The 19,980-nt window shown below is 63.6% G+C and carries 17 protein-coding genes; 10 read left to right on the forward strand and 7 right to left on the reverse strand.

Features of this window, described 5'->3' with window-relative positions; translation table 11 throughout:
- Positions 1-22: 22 nt before the first annotated feature.
- On the reverse strand, positions 23-1,333 hold the full coding sequence (locus P0Y50_12520; protein ID WEK39355.1) for a TCR/Tet family MFS transporter: 1,311 nt from the start codon (positions 1,331-1,333) through the stop codon (positions 23-25).
- 180 nt (positions 1,334-1,513) lie between these two features.
- Here P0Y50_12520 and ettA point away from each other — a divergent pair, with 180 nt between their 5' ends.
- The 8 genes from ettA to metH are packed head-to-tail and all read left to right on the forward strand — an operon-like array spanning position 1,514 to position 10,393.
- Positions 1,514-3,181, forward strand: a complete 1,668-nt coding sequence (gene ettA, locus P0Y50_12525) for an energy-dependent translational throttle protein EttA (protein ID WEK39356.1) — start codon at positions 1,514-1,516, stop codon at positions 3,179-3,181.
- Positions 3,182-3,205: 24 nt separating this feature from the next.
- Positions 3,206-3,433, forward strand: a complete 228-nt coding sequence (locus P0Y50_12530; protein WEK39357.1) for a DUF433 domain-containing protein — start codon at positions 3,206-3,208, stop codon at positions 3,431-3,433.
- Positions 3,430-3,762: a DUF5615 family PIN-like protein gene (locus P0Y50_12535; GenBank protein ID WEK39358.1), complete on the forward strand. Its 333-nt coding sequence runs from the start codon at positions 3,430-3,432 to the stop codon at positions 3,760-3,762. The genes P0Y50_12530 and P0Y50_12535 overlap by 4 nt, the downstream gene beginning before the upstream one ends.
- Positions 3,759-4,685: a 2-hydroxyacid dehydrogenase gene (locus P0Y50_12540; GenBank protein ID WEK39359.1), complete on the forward strand. Its 927-nt coding sequence runs from the start codon at positions 3,759-3,761 to the stop codon at positions 4,683-4,685. The genes P0Y50_12535 and P0Y50_12540 overlap by 4 nt, the downstream gene beginning before the upstream one ends.
- A gap of 47 nt (positions 4,686-4,732) precedes the next feature.
- The gene (locus P0Y50_12545) at positions 4,733-5,692 is read left to right on the forward strand and encodes a metalloregulator ArsR/SmtB family transcription factor (GenBank protein ID WEK39360.1); all 960 of its coding nucleotides are present in this window, start codon (positions 4,733-4,735) and stop codon (positions 5,690-5,692) included.
- Entirely contained in the window at positions 5,692-6,633 is a 942-nt protein-coding gene (gene metF, locus P0Y50_12550) for a methylenetetrahydrofolate reductase [NAD(P)H] (protein ID WEK39361.1), read from the forward strand. Before P0Y50_12545 ends, metF begins: the two co-directional genes overlap by 1 nt.
- Complete coding sequence (locus P0Y50_12555) at positions 6,633-7,727, forward strand: homocysteine S-methyltransferase family protein (protein ID WEK39362.1); 1,095 nt, start codon at positions 6,633-6,635, stop codon at positions 7,725-7,727. Before metF ends, P0Y50_12555 begins: the two co-directional genes overlap by 1 nt.
- Complete coding sequence (metH, locus tag P0Y50_12560) at positions 7,727-10,393, forward strand: methionine synthase (GenBank protein ID WEK39363.1); 2,667 nt, start codon at positions 7,727-7,729, stop codon at positions 10,391-10,393. Before P0Y50_12555 ends, metH begins: the two co-directional genes overlap by 1 nt.
- A gap of 49 nt (positions 10,394-10,442) precedes the next feature.
- On the opposite strand, the gene P0Y50_12565 is transcribed toward metH, so the two are convergent.
- From P0Y50_12565 to P0Y50_12575, 3 genes are all read right to left on the reverse strand, one after another.
- Complete coding sequence (locus P0Y50_12565; protein WEK39364.1) at positions 10,443-10,997, reverse strand: hypothetical protein; 555 nt, start codon at positions 10,995-10,997, stop codon at positions 10,443-10,445.
- Between the two features lie 138 nt (positions 10,998-11,135).
- Positions 11,136-14,315, reverse strand: a complete 3,180-nt coding sequence (locus P0Y50_12570) for a TonB-dependent receptor (GenBank protein WEK39365.1) — start codon at positions 14,313-14,315, stop codon at positions 11,136-11,138.
- Positions 14,316-14,584: 269 nt separating this feature from the next.
- Positions 14,585-14,728 (reverse strand): hypothetical protein, encoded by a 144-nt coding sequence (locus tag P0Y50_12575; GenBank protein ID WEK39366.1) that lies wholly within the window; start codon positions 14,726-14,728, stop codon positions 14,585-14,587.
- A 72-nt stretch (positions 14,729-14,800) separates the two neighbouring features.
- Here P0Y50_12575 and P0Y50_12580 point away from each other — a divergent pair, with 72 nt between their 5' ends.
- Positions 14,801-15,703 carry an MBL fold metallo-hydrolase gene (locus P0Y50_12580; GenBank protein ID WEK39367.1) on the forward strand — a complete coding sequence of 301 codons (903 nt, stop codon included), beginning with the start codon at positions 14,801-14,803 and terminating at the stop codon, positions 15,701-15,703.
- A gap of 7 nt (positions 15,704-15,710) precedes the next feature.
- On the opposite strand, the gene P0Y50_12585 is transcribed toward P0Y50_12580, so the two are convergent.
- Both P0Y50_12585 and P0Y50_12590 read right to left on the reverse strand, forming a co-directional pair.
- Positions 15,711-16,382, reverse strand: coding sequence for a DUF1499 domain-containing protein (locus tag P0Y50_12585; GenBank protein WEK39368.1), 672 nt, complete (start codon positions 16,380-16,382; stop codon positions 15,711-15,713).
- A gap of 19 nt (positions 16,383-16,401) precedes the next feature.
- The gene (locus P0Y50_12590; protein ID WEK39369.1) at positions 16,402-18,030 is read right to left on the reverse strand and encodes a long-chain-fatty-acid--CoA ligase; all 1,629 of its coding nucleotides are present in this window, start codon (positions 18,028-18,030) and stop codon (positions 16,402-16,404) included.
- A gap of 159 nt (positions 18,031-18,189) precedes the next feature.
- On the opposite strand from P0Y50_12590, the gene udk reads away from it, so the two are divergent.
- A complete protein-coding gene (gene udk, locus P0Y50_12595) occupies positions 18,190-18,843 on the forward strand; it encodes a uridine kinase (protein ID WEK39370.1) in 654 nt (217 codons plus the stop codon).
- A gap of 136 nt (positions 18,844-18,979) precedes the next feature.
- Here udk and P0Y50_12600 read toward each other — a convergent pair whose 3' ends face one another.
- Positions 18,980-19,762, reverse strand: a complete 783-nt coding sequence (locus P0Y50_12600) for a thiazole synthase (GenBank protein WEK39371.1) — start codon at positions 19,760-19,762, stop codon at positions 18,980-18,982.
- Between the last annotated feature and the right edge of the window lie 218 nt (positions 19,763-19,980).

Raw genomic sequence — 19,980 nt, forward strand, 5'->3', positions numbered from 1 at the left:
AGGGCGAACTCGGCCCTTTGGATCAGGTCAGGCTCGCGTCCTGCGCCAAAACCCGTTCGGCGCGTTCTGCGCGGCGCGCGGTGATCCAGGCGATCACGCCGGCCAGCGCCAGGACCAGGGCCGAGATATAGAAGCTAAGCCCCGGCGCATGGACGATCGCGTCGATGACGGCCAGCCCGTGCCGGTCCAGCCAGGTGGTCAGAGGCGCGAACCCGCCCCCGACCGACAGCGAATAGATCCAGCCGAAGAACAGGGGCGAGGCGACGCCGGCGATCGACGCCACGCTCATGGTGGCGCCCTGCAACTGCCCCTGCTCGCTTTCGGATACCTGCCGGGTCATCAGCGACTGCAGCGTCGGCATGGCCAGGCCCCACAGCGCGTTCGGAAGCATGGCCATCACGAACATCCAGCCCGTCGGCGCCCAGCCCATCATGGCGATGCCGCAGCTTCCCCCGACCAGGCCCAGCAGCATGGTCTTTCGATCGCCCAGCGCCTTGGTCACAGGTCCGACCACAAGCCCCTGAACGGTCATGTCCAACGCCCCGACCATCGCCAGCAGCAGCCCCACCTCGCGCGGCCCCCAACCGTAGCGGTATTGAGCATAGAGCACGAACACCGCCGAAAAGACGTGGTGGGCGAAGTGCAGCAGGAAGGTCACGCCGGCCAGGCCCGTCAACTCCGGGTGACGGCCCAGCAGCACCATCGCCCCGACCGGATTGGCGCGCCGCCAGCTGAACTTCATCCGCTTCTCGACCGTCAGGCTCTCGGGCAGGATGATCAGGCCATAGAAGAAGGCGATCCCCGACATCAGGGCGGCGGCCCAGAAGGGCGCGCGCGGGCTGATCTCGCCCAGGAAGCCGCCGATGACCGGCCCCAGCACGAAGCCGCCGGAAAAGGCCGCGCCGATCAGGCCATAGGCCTTTGCCCGCCCCTCGACCGGAGTGACGTCGGCCATATAGGCGTAAATGGTGGTGAAACTGGACGAGGTGACGCCGGCCACGATCCGCCCGACCGCCAGCCACCACAGGTTCGGCGCAACCGCCATCAGCACATAGTCGATGGCCAGGCCGGCGCAGCTGAGCAGGATCACCGGCCGCCGCCCATATTGATCCGACAGGGAGCCGATGATCGGCGAGGCGACAAACTGCATCCCCGCCCACAGCGCCACGAAAACCCCGTTGATGATCCCGGCCTGAGCGTTCGAGCCGACGAAATCTTCGATCAACTGCGGCAGGACGGGGATGATGATGCCCATCGCCACGATGTCGAGCACCGCCGTCACGAAGATGAAGCCGATAGCCGCCTTCAATCGTCGTTCTGAAATGGCGGTCATGGCGTGGTCTCGACTGTTTCGGTCAGGCTCATTAGCCGCGCGCCCGGGTTTCGCACAGGGCCGATTGCGGTCGTCGGCGGCCTGCCCGACCCTCGCCCTATTTGCCCTTCGCGCTCCGGGTCGCTACATCCGCCCGAACCTCCCACGTCAAGACGAACCCGAAGGGCGAAACCGCACCTCATGGCGCAGCAATATATTTTCCAGATGCAGGGTCTGACCAAGACCTTCCCCGGCGGCCGCAAGATCTTCGAGAACATCTGGCTCAGCTTCTACAACGACGCCAAGATCGGCGTCGTCGGCGTCAACGGCTCGGGTAAGTCCACCCTGCTGAAGATCATGGCCGGCCTCGACAACGAGTTCACGGGCGAGGCCCGCGCGGCCGACGGCGTCAAGCGCGGCTATCTGGAACAGGAGCCCCAGCTCGATCCCGCCCTGAACGTCCGCCAGAACGTCGAGGCCTGGTGCGAAGAAAAACAGTGGGTCAACCGCTTCAACGAGGTCGCCGCCGAACTGGGCGAAAACTACACCGACGACCTGATGGAGGAGATGACGTCTCTTCAGGAAAAGATCGACGCCGGCGACGTCTGGGACATCGACAGCCGTATTGATCAGGCCATGGGCGCCCTGCGCTGCCCGCCCGACGACTGGGAAGTCACCAACCTGTCAGGCGGTGAGAAGCGCCGCGTGGCCCTGGCCCGCCTGCTGCTGTCCAAGCCTGACATGCTGCTGCTCGACGAACCGACCAACCACCTGGACGCCGAGTCCGTCGCCTGGCTGCAGCACCACCTGGAAAACTTCCCCGGCTGCGTCATCCTGGTGACCCACGACCGCTACTTCCTGGACCTCGTCACCAAATGGACGCTGGAGCTGGACCGCGGCAAGGGCCACCCGCACGAGGGCAACTACTCCTCGTGGCTGGAAGCCAAGCAGAAGCGCGTCGTTCAGGAGAACTCGGAATCCGAAGCCCGCCAGCGCGCCCTCACCCGCGAACTGGAATGGGTCCGTTCGGGCGCCAAGGCCCGCCAGGCCAAGTCCAAGGCCCGTCTGGCCGCCTATGAGCGGATGGTGGACGAGCAGGAATCGATGCGCGGCGCCCAGACCCACGCCCACATCCAGATCCCGCCTGGCCCGCGTCTCGGCAATGTCGTGCTGGAAGTCGAAGGCCTGCAAAAATCCTATGGCGACAAAAACCTGTTCGACAACCTGACCTTCAAACTGCCGCCCAACGGCATCGTCGGCGTCATCGGTCCCAACGGCGCCGGCAAGTCGACCATGTTCAAGCTGATCACCGGCCAGGAGCAACCCGACGGCGGCACGATCAAGGTCGGCGAAACGGTCAAGCTGGCCTATGTCGACCAGTCGCGCGACGATCTGAAGCCGGAAGAAACCATCTGGCAGGCGATCAGCGGCGGCACCGACGTGATGATGGTGGGCAAGCGCGAGATTAACACCCGCGCCTATGTCGGCAGCTTCAACTTCAAGGGCGGCGACCAGCAGAAGAAGGTCGGCCAGTTGTCGGGCGGTGAGCGCAACCGCGTCCACCTGGCCAAGACCCTGGCCTCTGGCGGCAACCTGATCCTCCTCGACGAACCGACCAACGACCTGGATATCGAGACCCTTCAGAACCTCGAAGAGGCGCTGGAAGAGTTCGCGGGCTGCGCCGTGGTCATCTCCCACGACCGCTGGTTCCTAGACCGTCTGGCCACCCACATTCTCGCTTTCGAGGGCGACGGCCACGTGGAATGGTTCGAGGGCAATTTCGAAGCCTACGAACAGGACAAGATGCGCCGCCTCGGCGCCGACAGCATCATCCCCAAACGCATCCAGCACCAGAAGTTCGGTCGCTGATCAAACCATGATAGGATGCGGGACATGAGCGATCTTCTGTCCCGCATCACTATCGACGCAAACCAGTGCGGGGGCCGCCCCTGCATTCGTGGAATGCGCATTCGGGTTCAGGATGTGCTGGACATGCTCGCGGGCGGGGCCAGTCACGAAGACATCCTGACTGATTATCCCTATCTTGAGCCGGACGACATCCGCGCCAGCCTGGCCTATGCGGCCGCATCGATTGGCGACACGATTGTCATCGCCGCATGAAGTTCGTCGTCGACGCCCAGTTGCCGCCATCGCTCGCCGACTGGCTGAAGACGCAGGGGCACGATGCAGACCATGTTTCCACCCTGCTTGCACTTGATGCGTCCGATGATGACATCTGGCGTCTGGCCAGGACGGAGCACCGCATTATCGTCACCAAGGACCGGGATTTCGCTCTGTGGGCCTCGGACCGACGTGAAGGCCCCCAGGTCGTCTGGCTTCGCATCGGTAATGCGACGACCCCCTCGCTGTTGACGTGGCTGACGCCAAAGTGGTCTCTGATTCAGGATCGGCTGAACGAGGATGTTCATCTGATCGAGGTGCGCGCATGACCCAACGCCCCGCCGTTCTCATCATGCAGCGGCATCTGGCGCCGCTTTCCGGCTTTCTGGAGAGCGCCTATGACGTCTACCGCTTCTGGGAGGGGCCGCCGGTCGAGGCCGCCCACGATATCCGCGTCATGGTCGTCGCCGGGGAATATCCGCTCGACAAGGCGCTGATCGAGAAACTGCCCAATCTCGGCCTGATCGCCTGTTTCACCTCCGGCTATGACGGCATCGACATCGAATGGTGCCGGGCGCGCGGCCTGCCCGTCACCCATGCGCCGGGCGTCAATCACGAGGACGTCGCCGATCACGCCCTGGGTCTGATCCTGGCCGCCCGGCGCCAGATCGCCACGGGTGACCGTCAGGTCCGGTCAGGCGGCTGGACGATCGAAACCCGCACCATCACCGCCTCCATCGGCGAGCAGAAGCTGGGCGTCGTCGGTCTGGGCCATATCGGCAAGGCCGTCGCCCGGCGCGCCGAGGCCTTCCGCATGGCTGTCAGCTGGTGGGGTCCGCGTCCGCACGAGGCCGAATGGCCGCGCGCCGACACGCTGCTGGCTCTCGCCAAGGCCAGCGACATTCTGGTGGTCGCGTGCAAGGCGGACGAGACCAATCGCGGCCTGATTTCGCGCCAAGTTCTTGACGCGCTTGGCCCGGACGGCCTGCTGGTCAATGTCTCGCGCGGCCAGGTGGTGGACGAAGACGCCCTGATCGCCGCCCTGAAGTCAGGCACGCTTGGCCAGGCCGCGCTGGACGTCTTCGTCGAGGAACCGACCGATCCGGCCCGCTGGACCGACGTGCCCAACACCCTGCTGACGCCCCACACCGGCGGCGCCACGACCGCCGGGGTTCAGGGCATGTTGGTGCTTATGATCGAGAACCTTCAGGCCTATTTCGCAGGCGAGCCCTTGAAGACGCCGGTTTCCTAGTCGGATTTTGCTTGCCAAATCACATAAGGATATCCTTATGTGATTATATGAGCCTGTCCGCCGATCAGACCGTCGAAGCCCTGCGCGCCGCTGGCGAGCCCACCCGTTTGCGCGTCCTTTCCCTGCTGGCGGGCGAAGAGCTGTCGGTCATGGAGATGTCGCGGATTCTGGATCAGAGCCAGCCCCGCGTCTCGCGCCATCTGAAACTGATGACAGACGCCGGCCTGATCGAACGCTTCCCGGACGGCGCCCGCGTCTATTACCGCCTGTCGCATGACGCCCAGGCCCGCCGCCTGATCGACACGGTGCTGGACATTCTGGCCGAGGATGCGGGCGAGGCGGACCATCGCCGCCTCGATGAGGTCCGCAAGGACCGCGAGGAAGCCGCCGTCAGCTATTTCGAACAGGTCGCGCCCCAGTGGGACCGCCTGCGCAGCCTCTATGTCAGCGAAAGCGCCGTCGAGGCCGCGCTGGAGAAGGCTGTCGGCCCCGGCCCGTTCGAGCGCGTCGTCGATCTGGGCACAGGCTCGGGCCGGATGCTGACCCTGTTCGGCAAGAAGGCGAAGATGTCGGTCGGGCTGGATCTCAGCCAGAACATGCTCAACATCGCCCGCACCAACGTCACAAAGGCGGGCGTGGAGCAGGTCGAACTGCGCCACGGCGACATCTTCGCCACCCGCCTGCCCGCTGCCAGCGCCGATCTGGTGATCGTGCATCAGGTGCTGCACTACCTGTCCGATCCGTCCGCCGCCGTCGCCGAGGCCGCTCGCCTGGTCAGCCCGAACGGGCGTCTGGTCATCATCGACTTCGCCCCGCACGACTTTGAACACATGCGCGAGGCGCACCAGCATCGCCGCCTCGGCTTCGCGGACAGCGAGATCAACGGCTGGCTGCTTGACGGCGGCTTGACGCCTTCCGCCCCCATCGCCCTGCCGCATGACGCCGAGGGCCTGACCGTGACCATCTGGACGGCGGAACGTCGCCTCCAGGACAGAAAGACCGCCTGATGGCATCGCTTGCTGAAGCCCGCGCCCTGCTGCTCTCCCCTTTGGGCCCCGTCGCCCGTGCGGGTTCGAACCGCGACGAGGTGCGCGTCTCGTTCGAGTTCTTCCCGCCCAAATCGGATGAGGCAGAGGCCAATCTGTGGAAGGCGATCCGTCGGCTGGAGCCGCTGAACCCCGCATTCGTCTCGGTCACCTACGGCGCTGGCGGATCGACGCGTGAGAGGACGCACCGCACGGTCCAGCGCATCATCACCGAAACCAGCCTTCGCCCCGCCGCCCATCTGACCTGCGTCGACGCCAGCCGCGACGAGGTCGATGAGGTCATCGAAGGCTACAAGACCATCGGCGTCGATCACATCGTCGCCCTGCGCGGCGATCCGCCGGGCGCATCAGGCATCGGCGGCGCCTATCAGCCTCGCGCGGACGGCTACGCAAACGCCACCGAACTGACCGCCGCCATCGACCGCATCGGCGGCTTCGACATCACCGTCGGCGCCTATCCCGAACGCCACCCCGAAAGCCCGTCCATCGACCACGACATCGAGGTGTTGAAGGCCAAGGTGGATGCGGGCGCCACCCGCGCGGTCAGCCAGTTCTTCTTCGACATCGACGCCTTCCTGCGTTTCCGCGACCGGGTGCGGGCGGCGGGCGTGACCATTCCCCTGATCCCCGGCGTCATGCCGGTGTCCAACTTCAATGGCCTGAGGCGGATGTGCGGATCGTGCGGCACGTCCGTACCGGACTGGCTGGCGGGACACTTCGACGGGCTTGATGATGACCCTGAGACCCGCAAGCTTCTGGCGGCCTCCGTCGCCGCCGAAACCTGCGCCCGGCTGCAGGAAGAGGGGTTCTCGGACTTCCACTTCTACACCCTGAACCGCGCCGATCTGGTCTATGCGATCTGTCGCGTGCTGGGTGTTCGTGAAACCAAGGCAGTCGCGTAATGACCTCCCCCCTGACCCGGCCAGAACGGATCGCCGCCCTGCACGCGGCGGCCAAGGACCGCATTCTGGTCCTCGACGGATCGTGGGGCGTCATGATCCAGCGGCGCGGGCTGGACGAGGCCGATTTCCGCGCCGACCGCTTCGTCGCCGCCAACGGCTATGACGAAAAGCACCAGATGAAGGGGAACAACGACATCCTCTGCATCACCCGACCCGACGTCATCTCAGACCTGCACGACCAGTATTACGGGGCGGGCGCCGACATATCGGAGACCAACACCTTCTCCGGCACCACCATCGCCCAGGAAGACTATCGGCTGGACGCGCAAGCCGTGTGGGACATCAATCTGCAAGGCGCCCGGCTGGCCCGCGCCGCCGCCGACCGATGGACCGAAAAGGAGCCGCACAAGCCGCGCTTCGCCGCCGGTTCCATCGGCCCGTTAAACAAGATGCTGTCCATGTCGTCCGACGTGAACGATCCCGGCGCCCGCAGCGTGACCTTCGATCAGGTCTATGAAGCCTATCGCCATCAGGTGAAGGCGCTGAACGAAGGCGGCGTGGACCTGTATCTGATTGAAACCATCACCGACACGCTGAACTGCAAGGCCTGCATCAAGGCGATCAAGGACTTGGAGGACGAGGGGCTGGAGCCCCTGCCCATCTGGATTTCCGGCACCATTACCGACCGTTCGGGCCGCACCCTGTCGGGTCAAACGGCAGAGGGGTTCTGGAACAGCGTGCGCCACGCCAAACCTTTCGCGGTCGGTTTCAACTGCGCCCTGGGGGCCGACCTGATGCGGCCCTTCATCGCCGAACTCAGCCGCGTCGCCGACACCCTGGTCGCCGCCTATCCCAACGCGGGCCTGCCCAACGCCATGGGCCAGTACGACGAACAACCCCACGAGACCGCCCATTTCATCGAGGAATGGGCCGCCTCGGGCCTGGTCAACATCGTCGGCGGCTGCTGCGGCACGACGCCGGAGCACATTCGCCACGTCGCCGAGGAAGTCGCCCCGCTGAAACCGCGCGCCATCCCCGAACGCCCGGTGGCCATGCGCCTGTCGGGGTTGGAACCCTTCGAGTTGGCTTCCTGATGCGCCCCACCTTCATCAATGTCGGCGAACGGACCAATGTCACCGGCTCGGCCAAATTCCGCAAATTGGTGGTCGAAGGAAACTATTCCGCCGCCCTGGACGTCGCCCGACAGCAGGTCGAGGCCGGCGCCCAGATCATCGACATCAATATGGACGAGGGCCTGCTGGACGGCGTCGTCGCCATGCGGACCTTCCTGAACCTGATCGCGGCCGAGCCCGACATCGCCCGCGTACCGATCATGATCGACAGCTCCAAATGGGAGGTGATCGAGGCGGGGCTGAAGTGCGTTCAGGGCAAGCCGATCGTCAATTCGATCAGCATGAAAGAGGGCGAGGCCAAGTTCCGCGAACAGGCGGTGAAATGCCTGCGCTATGGCGCCGCCGTCGTGGTCATGGCCTTTGACGAGGCGGGTCAGGCCGACACCGCCGCGCGCAAGATCGAGATCTGCACCCGCGCCTACAACATCCTGGTCAACGAGGTCGGCTTCCCGCCCGAGGACATCATCTTCGACCCCAATATCTTCGCCGTGGCGACGGGGATCGAGGAGCACGACAACTACGCCGTCGATTTCATCGAGGCGGTCAGGGTCATCAAGGCTACGCTGCCCTACGCCCGCATTTCAGGCGGGGTGTCCAACGTCTCGTTCAGCTTCCGCGGCAACGAGCCGGTGCGCCGTGCGATCCACAGCGTCTTCCTGTACCACGCCATCAACGCGGGCATGGACATGGGCATCGTCAACGCCGGCGACCTGCCCGTCTATGACGACATCGACCCGGTGCTGAGGGAAGCTGTCGAGGACGTCATCCTGAACCGGCGCCAGCGGACCAATGTGTCCAACACCGAGCGGCTGGTGGACATGGCGCCCGGCTTCAAGGGCGAAAAGGGCGCCGCCCGCGTGGTCGACCTGAAATGGCGCGATCAGCCGGTCGCGGCCCGGATCGCCCACGCCCTGGTCAATGGCATCACCGAATTCATCGACGCCGACACCGAAGAAGCCCGCCTGTCGGTCGAACGCCCCCTGCACGTCATCGAAGGCCCGCTGATGGACGGGATGAACGTGGTCGGCGACCTGTTCGGTTCGGGCAAGATGTTCCTGCCGCAGGTGGTGAAATCGGCCCGCGTGATGAAACAGGCCGTCGCCTGGCTTGAACCCTATATGGAGGCGGAAAAGGCTGGCAAGCCGCGCGAACAGGCGGGCCGCATCCTGATGGCCACGGTCAAGGGCGACGTCCACGACATCGGCAAGAACATCGTCGGCGTGGTGCTCCAGTGCAATAATTACGACGTCATCGACCTCGGCGTCATGGTCCCGGCCGACCGTATCCTGGATGAGGCCAAGGCGCACAACGTCGATATCATCGGCCTGTCCGGCCTGATCACCCCCTCACTGGACGAAATGGTTTTCGTCGCCGCGGAGATGGAGCGACGCGGCTTCGACATCCCCCTGCTGATCGGGGGCGCCACGACCAGCCGCACCCATACGGCGGTCAAGATCGAGCCCGCCTATCGGCGCGGCTCGACCACCTATGTCATCGACGCCAGCCGCGCGGTGGGCGTGGTCTCGGGCCTGTTGTCGCCCACTGAAAAAACGCGAAACGAAGCCGCCACCCGCGACGAATATATCCGCATCCGCGAGCAATATGCGCGGGGGCAAGAGGTCAAGGCCCGCGCCACCCTGCAACAGGCGCGCGACAACCGATTCCGCCCCGATCCCGACCAGCCCATGCCCGGCGCCCCGTCCTTCATCGGCGTGAAGGCGTTCGACGCCTGGGATCTTCAGGATCTGGCCGACCACATCGACTGGACTCCATTCTTCGCCAGTTGGGAGCTGATCGGCCGCTATCCTCTGATCCTGGACGACGAGATCGTTGGTTCGGCCGCCCGCGACCTGTTCAACGACGCCCAGACCATGCTGAAGCGGATTGTCGACGAGAAGTGGTTCACGGCGAAAGGCGTCGTCGGCTTCTGGCCCGCTCGCGCCGTCGGCGACGACATCGCCGTCTTCTCGGACGAAAGCCGCTCGCAGGAGATCGCCCGCTTCCACACCCTGCGCCAGCAGATCAAGAAGTCGAACGGCAAGCCAAACCTGGCCCTGTCCGACTTCATCGCCGAGGATGGCGACGACTATATCGGCGCCTTCGCCGTCACCGCCGGGCACGGCGAACTGGAGATCGCCAAACGCTTCAAGGACGCAGGCGACGACTATTCCTCCATCATGGCCACCGCCCTGGCCGACCGTCTGGCCGAGGCCTTCGCCGAACGCCTGCACAAGGAAGTCCGCACCCAGTTGTGGGGCTACAGGGCGGACGAGGCTACCAGCGTCGACGACCTGATCGCTGAACAGTACCAAGGCATCCGCCCTGCCCCCGGCTATCCGGCCCAACCCGACCACACGGAAAAGGCTTCGCTGTTCCGCCTGCTGAACGCGGGCGAAAACGCCGGCATGGCCCTGACCGAAAGCTTCGCCATGACGCCCCCGGCTTCGGTGTCCGGCCTCTATTTCGGCCATCCCGGCAGCCATTATTTCGGCGTCGGCAAGATCGACCGCGATCAGGTCGAGGACTACGCCCGACGCAAGGGCATGGATGTCGCCGAGGTCGAACGCTGGCTGGCCCCGATCCTGAACTACGACCCCTACGCCCTGAAACGCGAAACGGCGGCCTGACTGAGGCCAGACCGCCGTTCGCCGTCAGCTCGGCAGAGCTTACACAGCCTTAGTTGATGCCGACGCTTTCCAGCGTGGCGGGCGGCGTGGTGATGTTCTCGCGAATACGACGCGCGGCGTGTTCACAACGGCCCGGCAGGCCGAAGAACAGGCCGAACGACTGGCTGCGCGCTTCGGCGTCCGGGTTGTCGATCAGAGTGGCCCACTGGGCCTTGACCGCAGCGACGGCGCGCTCCGCCTCGGCCTTGCTGGCGGCCGATTGACGCGGCGCGGCGACGGCAAGAGCCGTGCGGAAATCCTGCGCCTCTAGCCGCCCCAGACGCACCAGTTCAACATCCTCCGGCGCATGCGCCGGCAGGGTGTCGCCTAGATCAGCATGACCGCTGACCAGCGCGTCGCACCACGCCACCAACGGATAGTCGGCGCTGGGCGCCCCGCGGGGCAGCGGGCGCGCATAGGCGATCGCCTCGCGCGTCTTCAGCGCATCTGCGCTTTCCGCCGAGCGATTGCCCGTGACGATCGGACCGTCCTGCGATTGCGCCATGACCGGCCCGGCGGCCAGCACGGACAGAACGGAGAGAGCGGGAGCGAGCAGTTTCAGCATGATCTTCCTTCAATGCGACGCAAACGAGCGCCGATCACTAACGCTCGCCCGCCCTGATGGTTTTTCTACGGCGACGCTCAAACGAAAAAGGCGGCGGAGCGTTGCCCCGCCGCCCTCCTTCCTCGATCCTGTTAGGACTTAAAAGGTGTACTTCAGACCAAAGCGAAGCGAGCGCGGAGCCTGATAGCCACGCGGCATGCCATAGTAAGGCGACCGAGCGGTAAGAACGTTACTCGACGTACGGATCAGACCTTGCTCAACAACACGAGTCGTCGCGTCATTGTCAAAGAGATTGAACACATCCACCGAAGCAGTGACATTGCCGCGAGCAGATTCAACGACAGTGTAGGATAGATTCAGGTCAGTCTGGAAGGTCCAGTCGGTCTCACCTTGCGATCCGCGCGGCGTTTGAATGGTCGTGTTGCCTGGGCCGAACGGGCAATACCAGCCCGAAGGCGTACCAGATTGCGGCGCGAGCGGATCAACCGACAGAGGGACGCGCCCAATGCAGCCATACTTACGGCCAGACTGCGCAGTGAAGTTGGCGCCCACATTGAACCTATCAGTCAACGCCCAGTTACCGTAAAGTTTGATCGTATGAGCATGGTGGTTCGGCAGATACCCGAACGAGCCGAGTTGGTTCGCAACGTGGTCATAGTCTTGGGTCAGCGATGTATCAGTTTGACCGATATCCGACTTGACTGCGCCTTCGTAGTTACCCTCGGACTTGGCGAGCGTATAGGACCCCGCCAGGCCCCACTTACCATCAAATTCACGACGGAATGTGAACTCCAAAGCCTTATAGGTGCGTTCGACCTTATCAAAGCCCAAGTCTGCGGCGGTCAGTTCGATCGTCTGAGGGTTATAGGCAGGATTTGGGTTGCCTGCCCCATCCGTGCGAGTGTCACCTTGCAGATCGACATAGACCGTCGCCCCGTCGCCGGGGTTTATCAAGACGTAAGGGAACAACGACGAGAAGGCCGCGTCGCCCGGCCCAGACTGACCGCAAGCGATATTGTTACGCACGCAATAACGAATGACCGCGTCGCCGATGGCTGTATCTTCAATCGCACTTTCCAGATTGCGATAGATACCGCGCAAACCAATTGACCAGTCTGCGAAGCGCCCATCAGTGAAGGTGTGCTCGTAACCTAGAATGAACTCGCGCTCATACATTGGCTTCAAATCGGCTTCGATGACCGAACGTGGATCAGGGGCGCCTGGAGGACTCAAATAATCGAATTCATATAGCGCACCATAAGTCGGATAACCGCCAGCGTTCAGAACGACATTGCCAGAGCTGTCGCGTGTTGGGCCAGCGTAATAGGCGTCAGTGTAGACTTCACCAGAAGAGGCGCGGATCGACGTATTCGTAGCGATAGGCAGGTAATAGTCACCCATCGATCCATAAACACGGTCAACCTTGTTGCCAAACGGATCCCAGTTAAATCCTATGCGCGGAGCCCATTGATCTTTCAAATCAATGTAGGGCTCTCCAGAAACGTTATTATAAACGTACTGATCATTGCGGACACCCAATTGAACGCTCAGATTATCAGTGATGTCCCACGAATCTTGAATGTAGAAGGCCGATTGTTCGCCGGTAAACGAACCGTCGTTGGCGAACGTAACGATATTCAAGCAACCTTGTCCTGCGGGAGCGATACCTGCGCACTGAGCCGGCGTTAGGACATTGTATAGAGCGCCACCGGAATAGGCGCTTGTCACTGATGTCGTCAGATCCTCGCGATCATAACCCACGCGAACATGGTGTTCGCCCAGAAGATTAAAATAGAAGTCCGCATCGATACGATAGGTTTCACGAATATCCTCACCCGCCAAGTTGTAAGGCCCCGCCTGGCGGCCGACCCCTACATACCCCGCTCCGCCTGGACGAGCGTAGTCGTAAACTCCAGGCAAGCTGATCGAATTCCCATAGTCAAGATAGCTAGCTTCATTTCGGCCATATAAGGCTGACAACGTAAACCAGTCCGTAAATACACCAGTGTACTTATAAATCTGCGTCAAACCGCCAGCGTCGGACGAAAGCGGATCTGTGATCGCAGTGAGGCCGGCCGAGTTTGTTGCACTATAGGTGCGCGTTTGGCTTTCCGTCGTCGTTTCGTCGTTCAACCACGTCGCTTCGATGCGGTGGTTCGGATTGATGACGAAGTCCAGCTTCAAAGCCCACCGCGGATCGTCGTACGACGAAATGCCTTGGCTGTAAGTAGCGCCTGGCGTGATCGCTCCATTCGCGGAATTGTAAGCAAACGAACGGGAAAGAGCCCCCTCGCTCTTAACGTCACGGATGTTGTAAACACCAAAGAAGAACAGGTGATCTTTAATAATTGGACCGCCAAGGAATGCTGAATAATCAGTAGTTTCGGCGTAATTATACTGATTATAGACTTCTATACCAGCAACATTGTTTCCGCCTTGTTGATATGAAGTTCCGCGCGAGCTGCGCAGTTTATCCGGTGTATAGTATACGCTTAGGCCGCCAGTAAACTCGTTAGTGCCGGATCGAGTGACGATATTGACGATACCTCCAGTTGCTCTGCCGTACTCAGCCTGGTAACCGCCCGTCTTAACGTCTATCGACTGGATGAAATCGAACGGTACTTCACCATAGCCAAGGAAAGTACGTTGGTCGGTAAGATTGAGACCATTAACATAGTAGGCGCTTTCAGCAGCCGAGGTGCCAGCAAAGGAGGCCAAGCCCTGGTTCCGTCTTGAGCCTGCGCCGATCGTGGCATCCGGAAGACTAGCGCCAGGAGCCAAAAGAGTGACGGCGTTGATGCTACGTCCGATGGGAACTTTGTTCGCCAAATCCTGAACATCAACTCTCAAACCAGTGTCCGTCGCATTGAAGTCCTGAACGCGTCTTGCGGCGGTGACGACAATATCGCCCAGGTCGGAAGCCTGCGACGAACCGTCGGATCCAAGCACAAAAGCATAAGAAGAACTGCCCGAACTCACTGACGCTCGCTGGGAGATCGATGCGTAGGACGGATGGTTAATGCCGATCTGGTAGGAACCAACTGGTAGAGCAGGCATCCGAAACGCGCCATTAGCATCAGTAGTCGCAGACCGCACCGCACCTTGACCTGACGTAGCGCTTACAGTGGCCCCAGAAATTGGCTCACCCGCCTCATTGGTTACTGTACCGGTTAACACGCCGCTTGTGTAGTCTTGCGCGAAAGCGGGAACTGCCGAAAAGACTATAGCCCCTGCTGGCAGCGCAACAGCTGCAGTCAAGGCCATACCGCCGATCATCGTGCCTGCTAACAGGCGTTCACGAATGGTTTGGATGTTCAAAACTCGACCCTCCGAGCGCTGACCAACGACCTCAAATGTCGCGGCAGCATGAAATGTCTACGCCCCCATTGCGCGTAGATTAGGGGGAAGGATAACGACTCCCTAAATGCGCGCCAGACATTAAACTGCACCGCCACGCCGTAGTCGCCTATCTGTCTCAATATCGCCACACAAATAGCTCCTGCATTAGGAATGCGCGCTATCGCGCTGGCACCCTTGAGTCCCAATACATCACAATAAAAATGGATAACTCTAACTGGTTGTGTAATTCACCGTTCGATCGCTGCACGCGAGGCATAGGGCGCCGGTTCGGGGGTGCAGGAGGCGGCGATTGGGATCGCGGCGAGACACAGCATGGCGGCGGCGACGAGGGCGGGCCGATTTGATACAATGGTGAGGATCGAACGGGCCATGGCGGGCGCTCCAGCAATGATGACTGAAATCCTAACGCAAGGGTCGCGCCAGAGCGGCGATGGCGCACACGCATGATCCCCTATGTGCGTCAGTTCGACTTCGCCTATGGACGATCAGACCAGGTCTCCCCCTTGGTGCAACGGGTGGTGGCGGACAATCCGGGGCCGTTCACCTTCACGGGCACGGGGACCTATATCGTGGGGCGGCCCGAGGCGGGATCGGCGGTGGCGGTGATCGATCCGGGGCCGATGGACCTGACGCATCTGGAGGCGCTGAAGGCGGCGACGGCGGGGCGAAGGGTCAGCCATGTGCTGGTGACGCATACGCATCGGGACCATGCGCCGCTGGCCAAGCCGTTCGCCGAGGTGACCGGCGCGTCGATTCTGGCGGCGCGTCCGCCGATGCACGAGACCCATGCGTCCGGCGCGTTGGACGAGGAAGAGGACGGCGATTTCGCGCCAGACGTCGTGCTGAGCGGCGGTGAAGTCATCGCTGGTGATGGCTGGACGCTGGAGGCGATGTTTACGCCCGGCCATGCGTCGAACCATATGGGTTTCGTCCTGCGCGAGGAGAACGGCCTGTTCTGCGGCGACCATGTCATGGGCTGGTCCACGACTGTCGTGGCGCCGCCGGACGGGAACATGCGGCGCTATATGGCCAGTCTGGACGCGGTGATCGAGCGGGACTTTGACGTGCTGTGGCCGACGCACGGGGCGCCGATCAGCGAGGTGCGGCCATTTTTGGAGGCGTATCGCGCGCATCGGCTGGACCGGGAGGCGCAGATTGCGGCGCGGTTGGCGGCGGGCGACCAGACCGTCGCCGAGATGGTGCCCGCGCTTTATGCCGCCGTCGATTCGCGCCTGTGGCCGGCGGCGTCGCTGTCGGTGCTGGCCCATCTGATCAAGCTGGTCGAGGACGGGCGGGCGGCCGGCGATGGGGAACCCGGTCTGGCGGCGCGGTTCCGGCCCATTTGATCAGAGGCTAACGGGCGGCGGCCAGTTTCTCGGCTATGCGCGCCGCCAGGCGGCAGGTCGCGCCGCCATCTGGTCGGGCGTCGCGGGCAGCGACGCGAATGTCGGTGCGGCCGGGGCGGATGCGCACGACCGCGTCGTTGACGAAGCCGAACCAGGCCCCCTCATGCACGGCCTCGACCTCGAAGGTTGTGGCGCGGGTGACGACGAATCCGGCGTCGACCAAGGCGGAGGTCGCCTGCTGGGCCAGGACCTGGCTGGGGATGGCGACCACCGCATCACAGGCGGCAGGGGTCGATCCGCGATGCTGGCCGGCGGCGCGCGAGAAAGCCGGCGGCTCCGTGATATTGGTGGTGACATCGCGTGGCGTCGGGACGGCGTCCCGGGCCTGCCGTTCCACAAAGCCCGCGACCGTCACGCCTGCCAGCATCAGGGCCGCCAACGCATAGAGCCCCCTGCCCCGAATGTCGCGCAGCGCCAGCACCATCGCGACCAAGGCGCCCGCCAGGCCGATCCAGGCCAGGATGCGCGCCACGGTCCAGGTCAGCAGGTCATAGCTGACCGACAGATCGACGCCGCCGAATCGGGTCGCCGCGATGGCCGCCACGATCAGCACCGCCGGCGCCGCCGCGAGCGCCGTCAGCCAGGGCAGAACGGCGGGGACAGGCTTTCGGATCGGCATTCAGGCTCCGGGTTGCGGTTCAGGCGGCGGTCGGCAGACGGTAGTCCTTGAACCGTTCGCGCAACAGTTTCTTGTCGATCTTGCCCGTGGCGCCCAGGGGGATTTCATCCACCGCGACGACGTCGTCAGGCATCCACCATTTGGCGATCTTGCCCTGCAGGAAGTCCAGGTGTTCCTGACGGTCCAGCGTCTGGTCCGGCTTCAACTTCAGGATCAGCACGGGGCGTTCGTCCCATTTCGGGTGGGCCGCGCCAATCACGGCGGCGATCTCCACCTTGGGGTGGCCCACGGCGATGTTCTCGATCTCGATGGAGCTGATCCATTCGCCGCCCGACTTGATGACGTCCTTGGCGCGGTCGGTGATCTGCATGAAGCCGATCTCGTCCACCGTGGCCACGTCGCCCGTGTCGAAGAAGCCCTCGTCGTCCAGGATCGAGCCTTCCTCCTTGAAATAGCCCTTGCTGATCGTCGGCCCCCTGACCATCAGTCGGCCGAAGGTGGCGCCGTCGTGCGGCAGCTCGGCCCCGGCCTCGTCCTTCAGCTTCAGTTCGATGCCCAGCGGCGGCACGCCCTGTTTCAGGCGGTATTTCATCTGCTCGTCATAGGACAGCTTCAGGATTTCCGGCGGCAGATTGGCGATCGTGCCGATGGGCGAGGTCTCGGTCATGCCCCAGGCATGGGTGACCTCCACGCCGAACTCGTCCTGGAAGCCGCGAATCAGGCTTTCCGGGCAGGCCGCCCCCCCGATCAGCACCCGTTTCAGGGTCGAGAAGCCCAGACCGTTCTGTTTCATGTGGGCGAATAACCCCTGCCAGACGGTGGGCACGGCGGCCGAGAAGGTCACGCCCTCCTGCTCGATCAACTCGTAGATCGAGGCGCCATCCATCTTGGCGCCCGGCATGACCAGCTTGGTCCCCGCGGCTGGGCCTGCGAAGGCGATGCCCCAGGCGTTGGCGTGGAACATCGGCACGACCGGCAGGATCACCTCCTTGGGCGTCGCGCCCATGACGGTGGCCTGCAGCCCCATGAAGGTGTGCAGGAAGTTGGAGCGGTGCGAATACAGCACCCCCTTGGGATTGCCCGTCGTGCCCGAGGTGTAGCACAGGCCGCAGGCGGTGTTTTCCTCGAAGTCGCCCCAGACGACGTCGGGGGACTGGCCAGCGATGGCGTCCTCATAGGCCACAGCCCTGGGCAGCTGGGTCTGGGGCATATGGGCGGCGTCGGTCATGATGACGACGCGCTCGACCTTGGGGATGTGCGGCAGGATGGCGTTCAGCAGCGGCACGAAGGTCAGATCGACGAAGATGATCCGGTCTTCGGCGTGGTTGATGATATAGACCAGTTGTTCGGGGAACAGGCGCGGGTTCAGGGTGTGGCAGACCGCCCCGATGCCCATGATGCCGTACCAGGCCTCGATATGGTTGGCGGTGTTCCAGGCCAAGGTGGCCACGCGGTCGCCCGGCTTGATCCCCCAATCCTTCAGGGCGTTCGAAACGCGTTTGGCGCGGTCGTGGATCTGGGCGTAGGTGGTGCGGACGATGGGCCCCTCGACCGAACGGGTCACCACTTCGCGCTCGCCGTGCCAGTTTTTGGCGTGATCGATGATCTTGTCGACCGTCAGCGGCCAGTCCTGCATCAAGCCCAGCATGTCGTTTCCTGTTCCTTTGAGTGCGTCTGCTTGGGAACGCGACGCTTGGCCCGACGCTAACATTGGTTATCGCCGATAAGCAACGTGACGCGACGTAAGCCCGGCGCGACGGATCGTCCCCCGTGGCGCCGGCCGCGCGACCTCTCTAGAAGGCGGCGCATGACCATATTGATCGCGATCACGGGCGGCTCCGGCTCGGGCAAGAGCACGCTGGCGGAGGCGCTGGTGTCTGCCCTGCCCCATGGCGCGGCGGTGCTGGTGCGCGAGGACAGCTATTACAAGGACGCGGCCGCCCTGCCCGGCTTCGACGCGGCGACCTTCGACTTCGACGATGTGTCGGCGCGCGATCACGCGTTGATGATCGCGGACCTGAAGGAACTGAAGGCCGGGCGCGCGGTGACGGCGCCGGTTTATTCCTTCATCCATCATGGGCGCGAGCCGGGCGGCGAGCCGATCCCGGCGTCGCAGGTGGTGATCGTGGAGGGCACCCACGTCCTTTGCACCCCCGACCTGACCGCCCTGTTCGACATCCGGGTGTTCGTGGACACCCCCTCCGACATCCGCTTCATCCGCCGTCTGCTGCGCGACCAGACCGAACGCGGCCGGTCGGCGGATTCGGTCGTGGCCCAATATCTGACGACCGTGCGACCGGGCCATGAGCGCCTGACCGAGCCGTCACGCACCCACGCCGACTTCATCGTCGCCGACGCCACGGCGGCGGTGCGGCTGGAAGACCCGCAGGCCGTGGTGCGTCTCGCTGCGCCCGTGCTGGCGCATCCGTTGTTGCAGGCGCTGCTGGGCGATCAGGGTTGATCGATATTCGGTGTGCGACCGTCATTCCGGGACGTCCAACGGCCGAACTCGGAACCCAGGCGGTGCGCATCCGACCTGGAGTGCATCCGACCTGAGCGATGCGGCCCTGGCTTCTCCGCTCTGGCTTCGGTCAGCCTTAGATCAGTCCCGCCAACGGCGACGACGGGTCGGCGTACATCCGTTTCGGCATCCGACCGGCCAGATAGGCGTCGCGGCCGGCGATGACGGCGTGTTTCATGGCGCGGGCCATGCGGATGGGGTCTTTGGCCCCGGCGATGGCGGTGTTCATCAGGACGGCGTCGCAGCCCAGTTCCATCGCCAGGGTGGCGTCCGACGCCGTGCCGACGCCGGCGTCCACCAGCACAGGCACCCTGGCCTGTTCAACGATCAGGCGGACGTTGATCGGATTCTGGATGCCCAGGCCCGAGCCGATGGGCGCGGCGGCGGGCATGATGGCGGCGGCGCCGGCGTCCTCCAGCCGCTTGGCCATCACCACGTCGTCGGTGCAATAGACCATGACGTCGAACCCGTCCTTGATCAGCAGGTCCAGCGCCCGCAGCGTCTCGATCATGTCGGGATAGAGGTGGGCGGTGTTGGACAGGACCTCCAGCTTGACCAGGCTCCAGCCCCCCGCCTCGCGCGCCAGGCGCAGGGTGCGCACCGCATCCTCGCCAGTGAAACAGCCGGCGGTGTTGGGCAGGAAGGTGAAGCGGTCGGGCTTCACATAATCCACCAGCATCGGCTGGCTCGGGTCCGACAGATTCACCCGACGCACGGCCACTGTCACGATCTCGGCCCCCGCAGCCTCGGCGGCGGCGGCGTTCTGCGCGTAATCGGCATATTTGCCGGTTCCCACGATCAGACGCGAAGTGAAGGTGCGGCCCGCAACGGACCAGGTTTCGGAGGCTGTATCGATCATGAGGGTGACCTAAGTGTCGAAGCTATTAAGGTTGGGTGTTGCGAGGGGGGATTGCGAAGCCGACCCACCCTCAACGGCGCCGCTCGGATGACTCTTCACAAGAATGCCCGGCTGACGCCTTCGGGTCGAGCCTTGCGGACGGATCGGATCGATAAGGACGGGCGAGGCGCTGCAGCAGCCATGCGGATCGCAACGCGGCGGACTGGTGATGGCACGGA

The organism is Candidatus Brevundimonas colombiensis (genome assembly GCA_029202665.1).
Taxonomy (GTDB): Bacteria; Pseudomonadota; Alphaproteobacteria; order Caulobacterales; family Caulobacteraceae; genus Brevundimonas; species Brevundimonas colombiensis.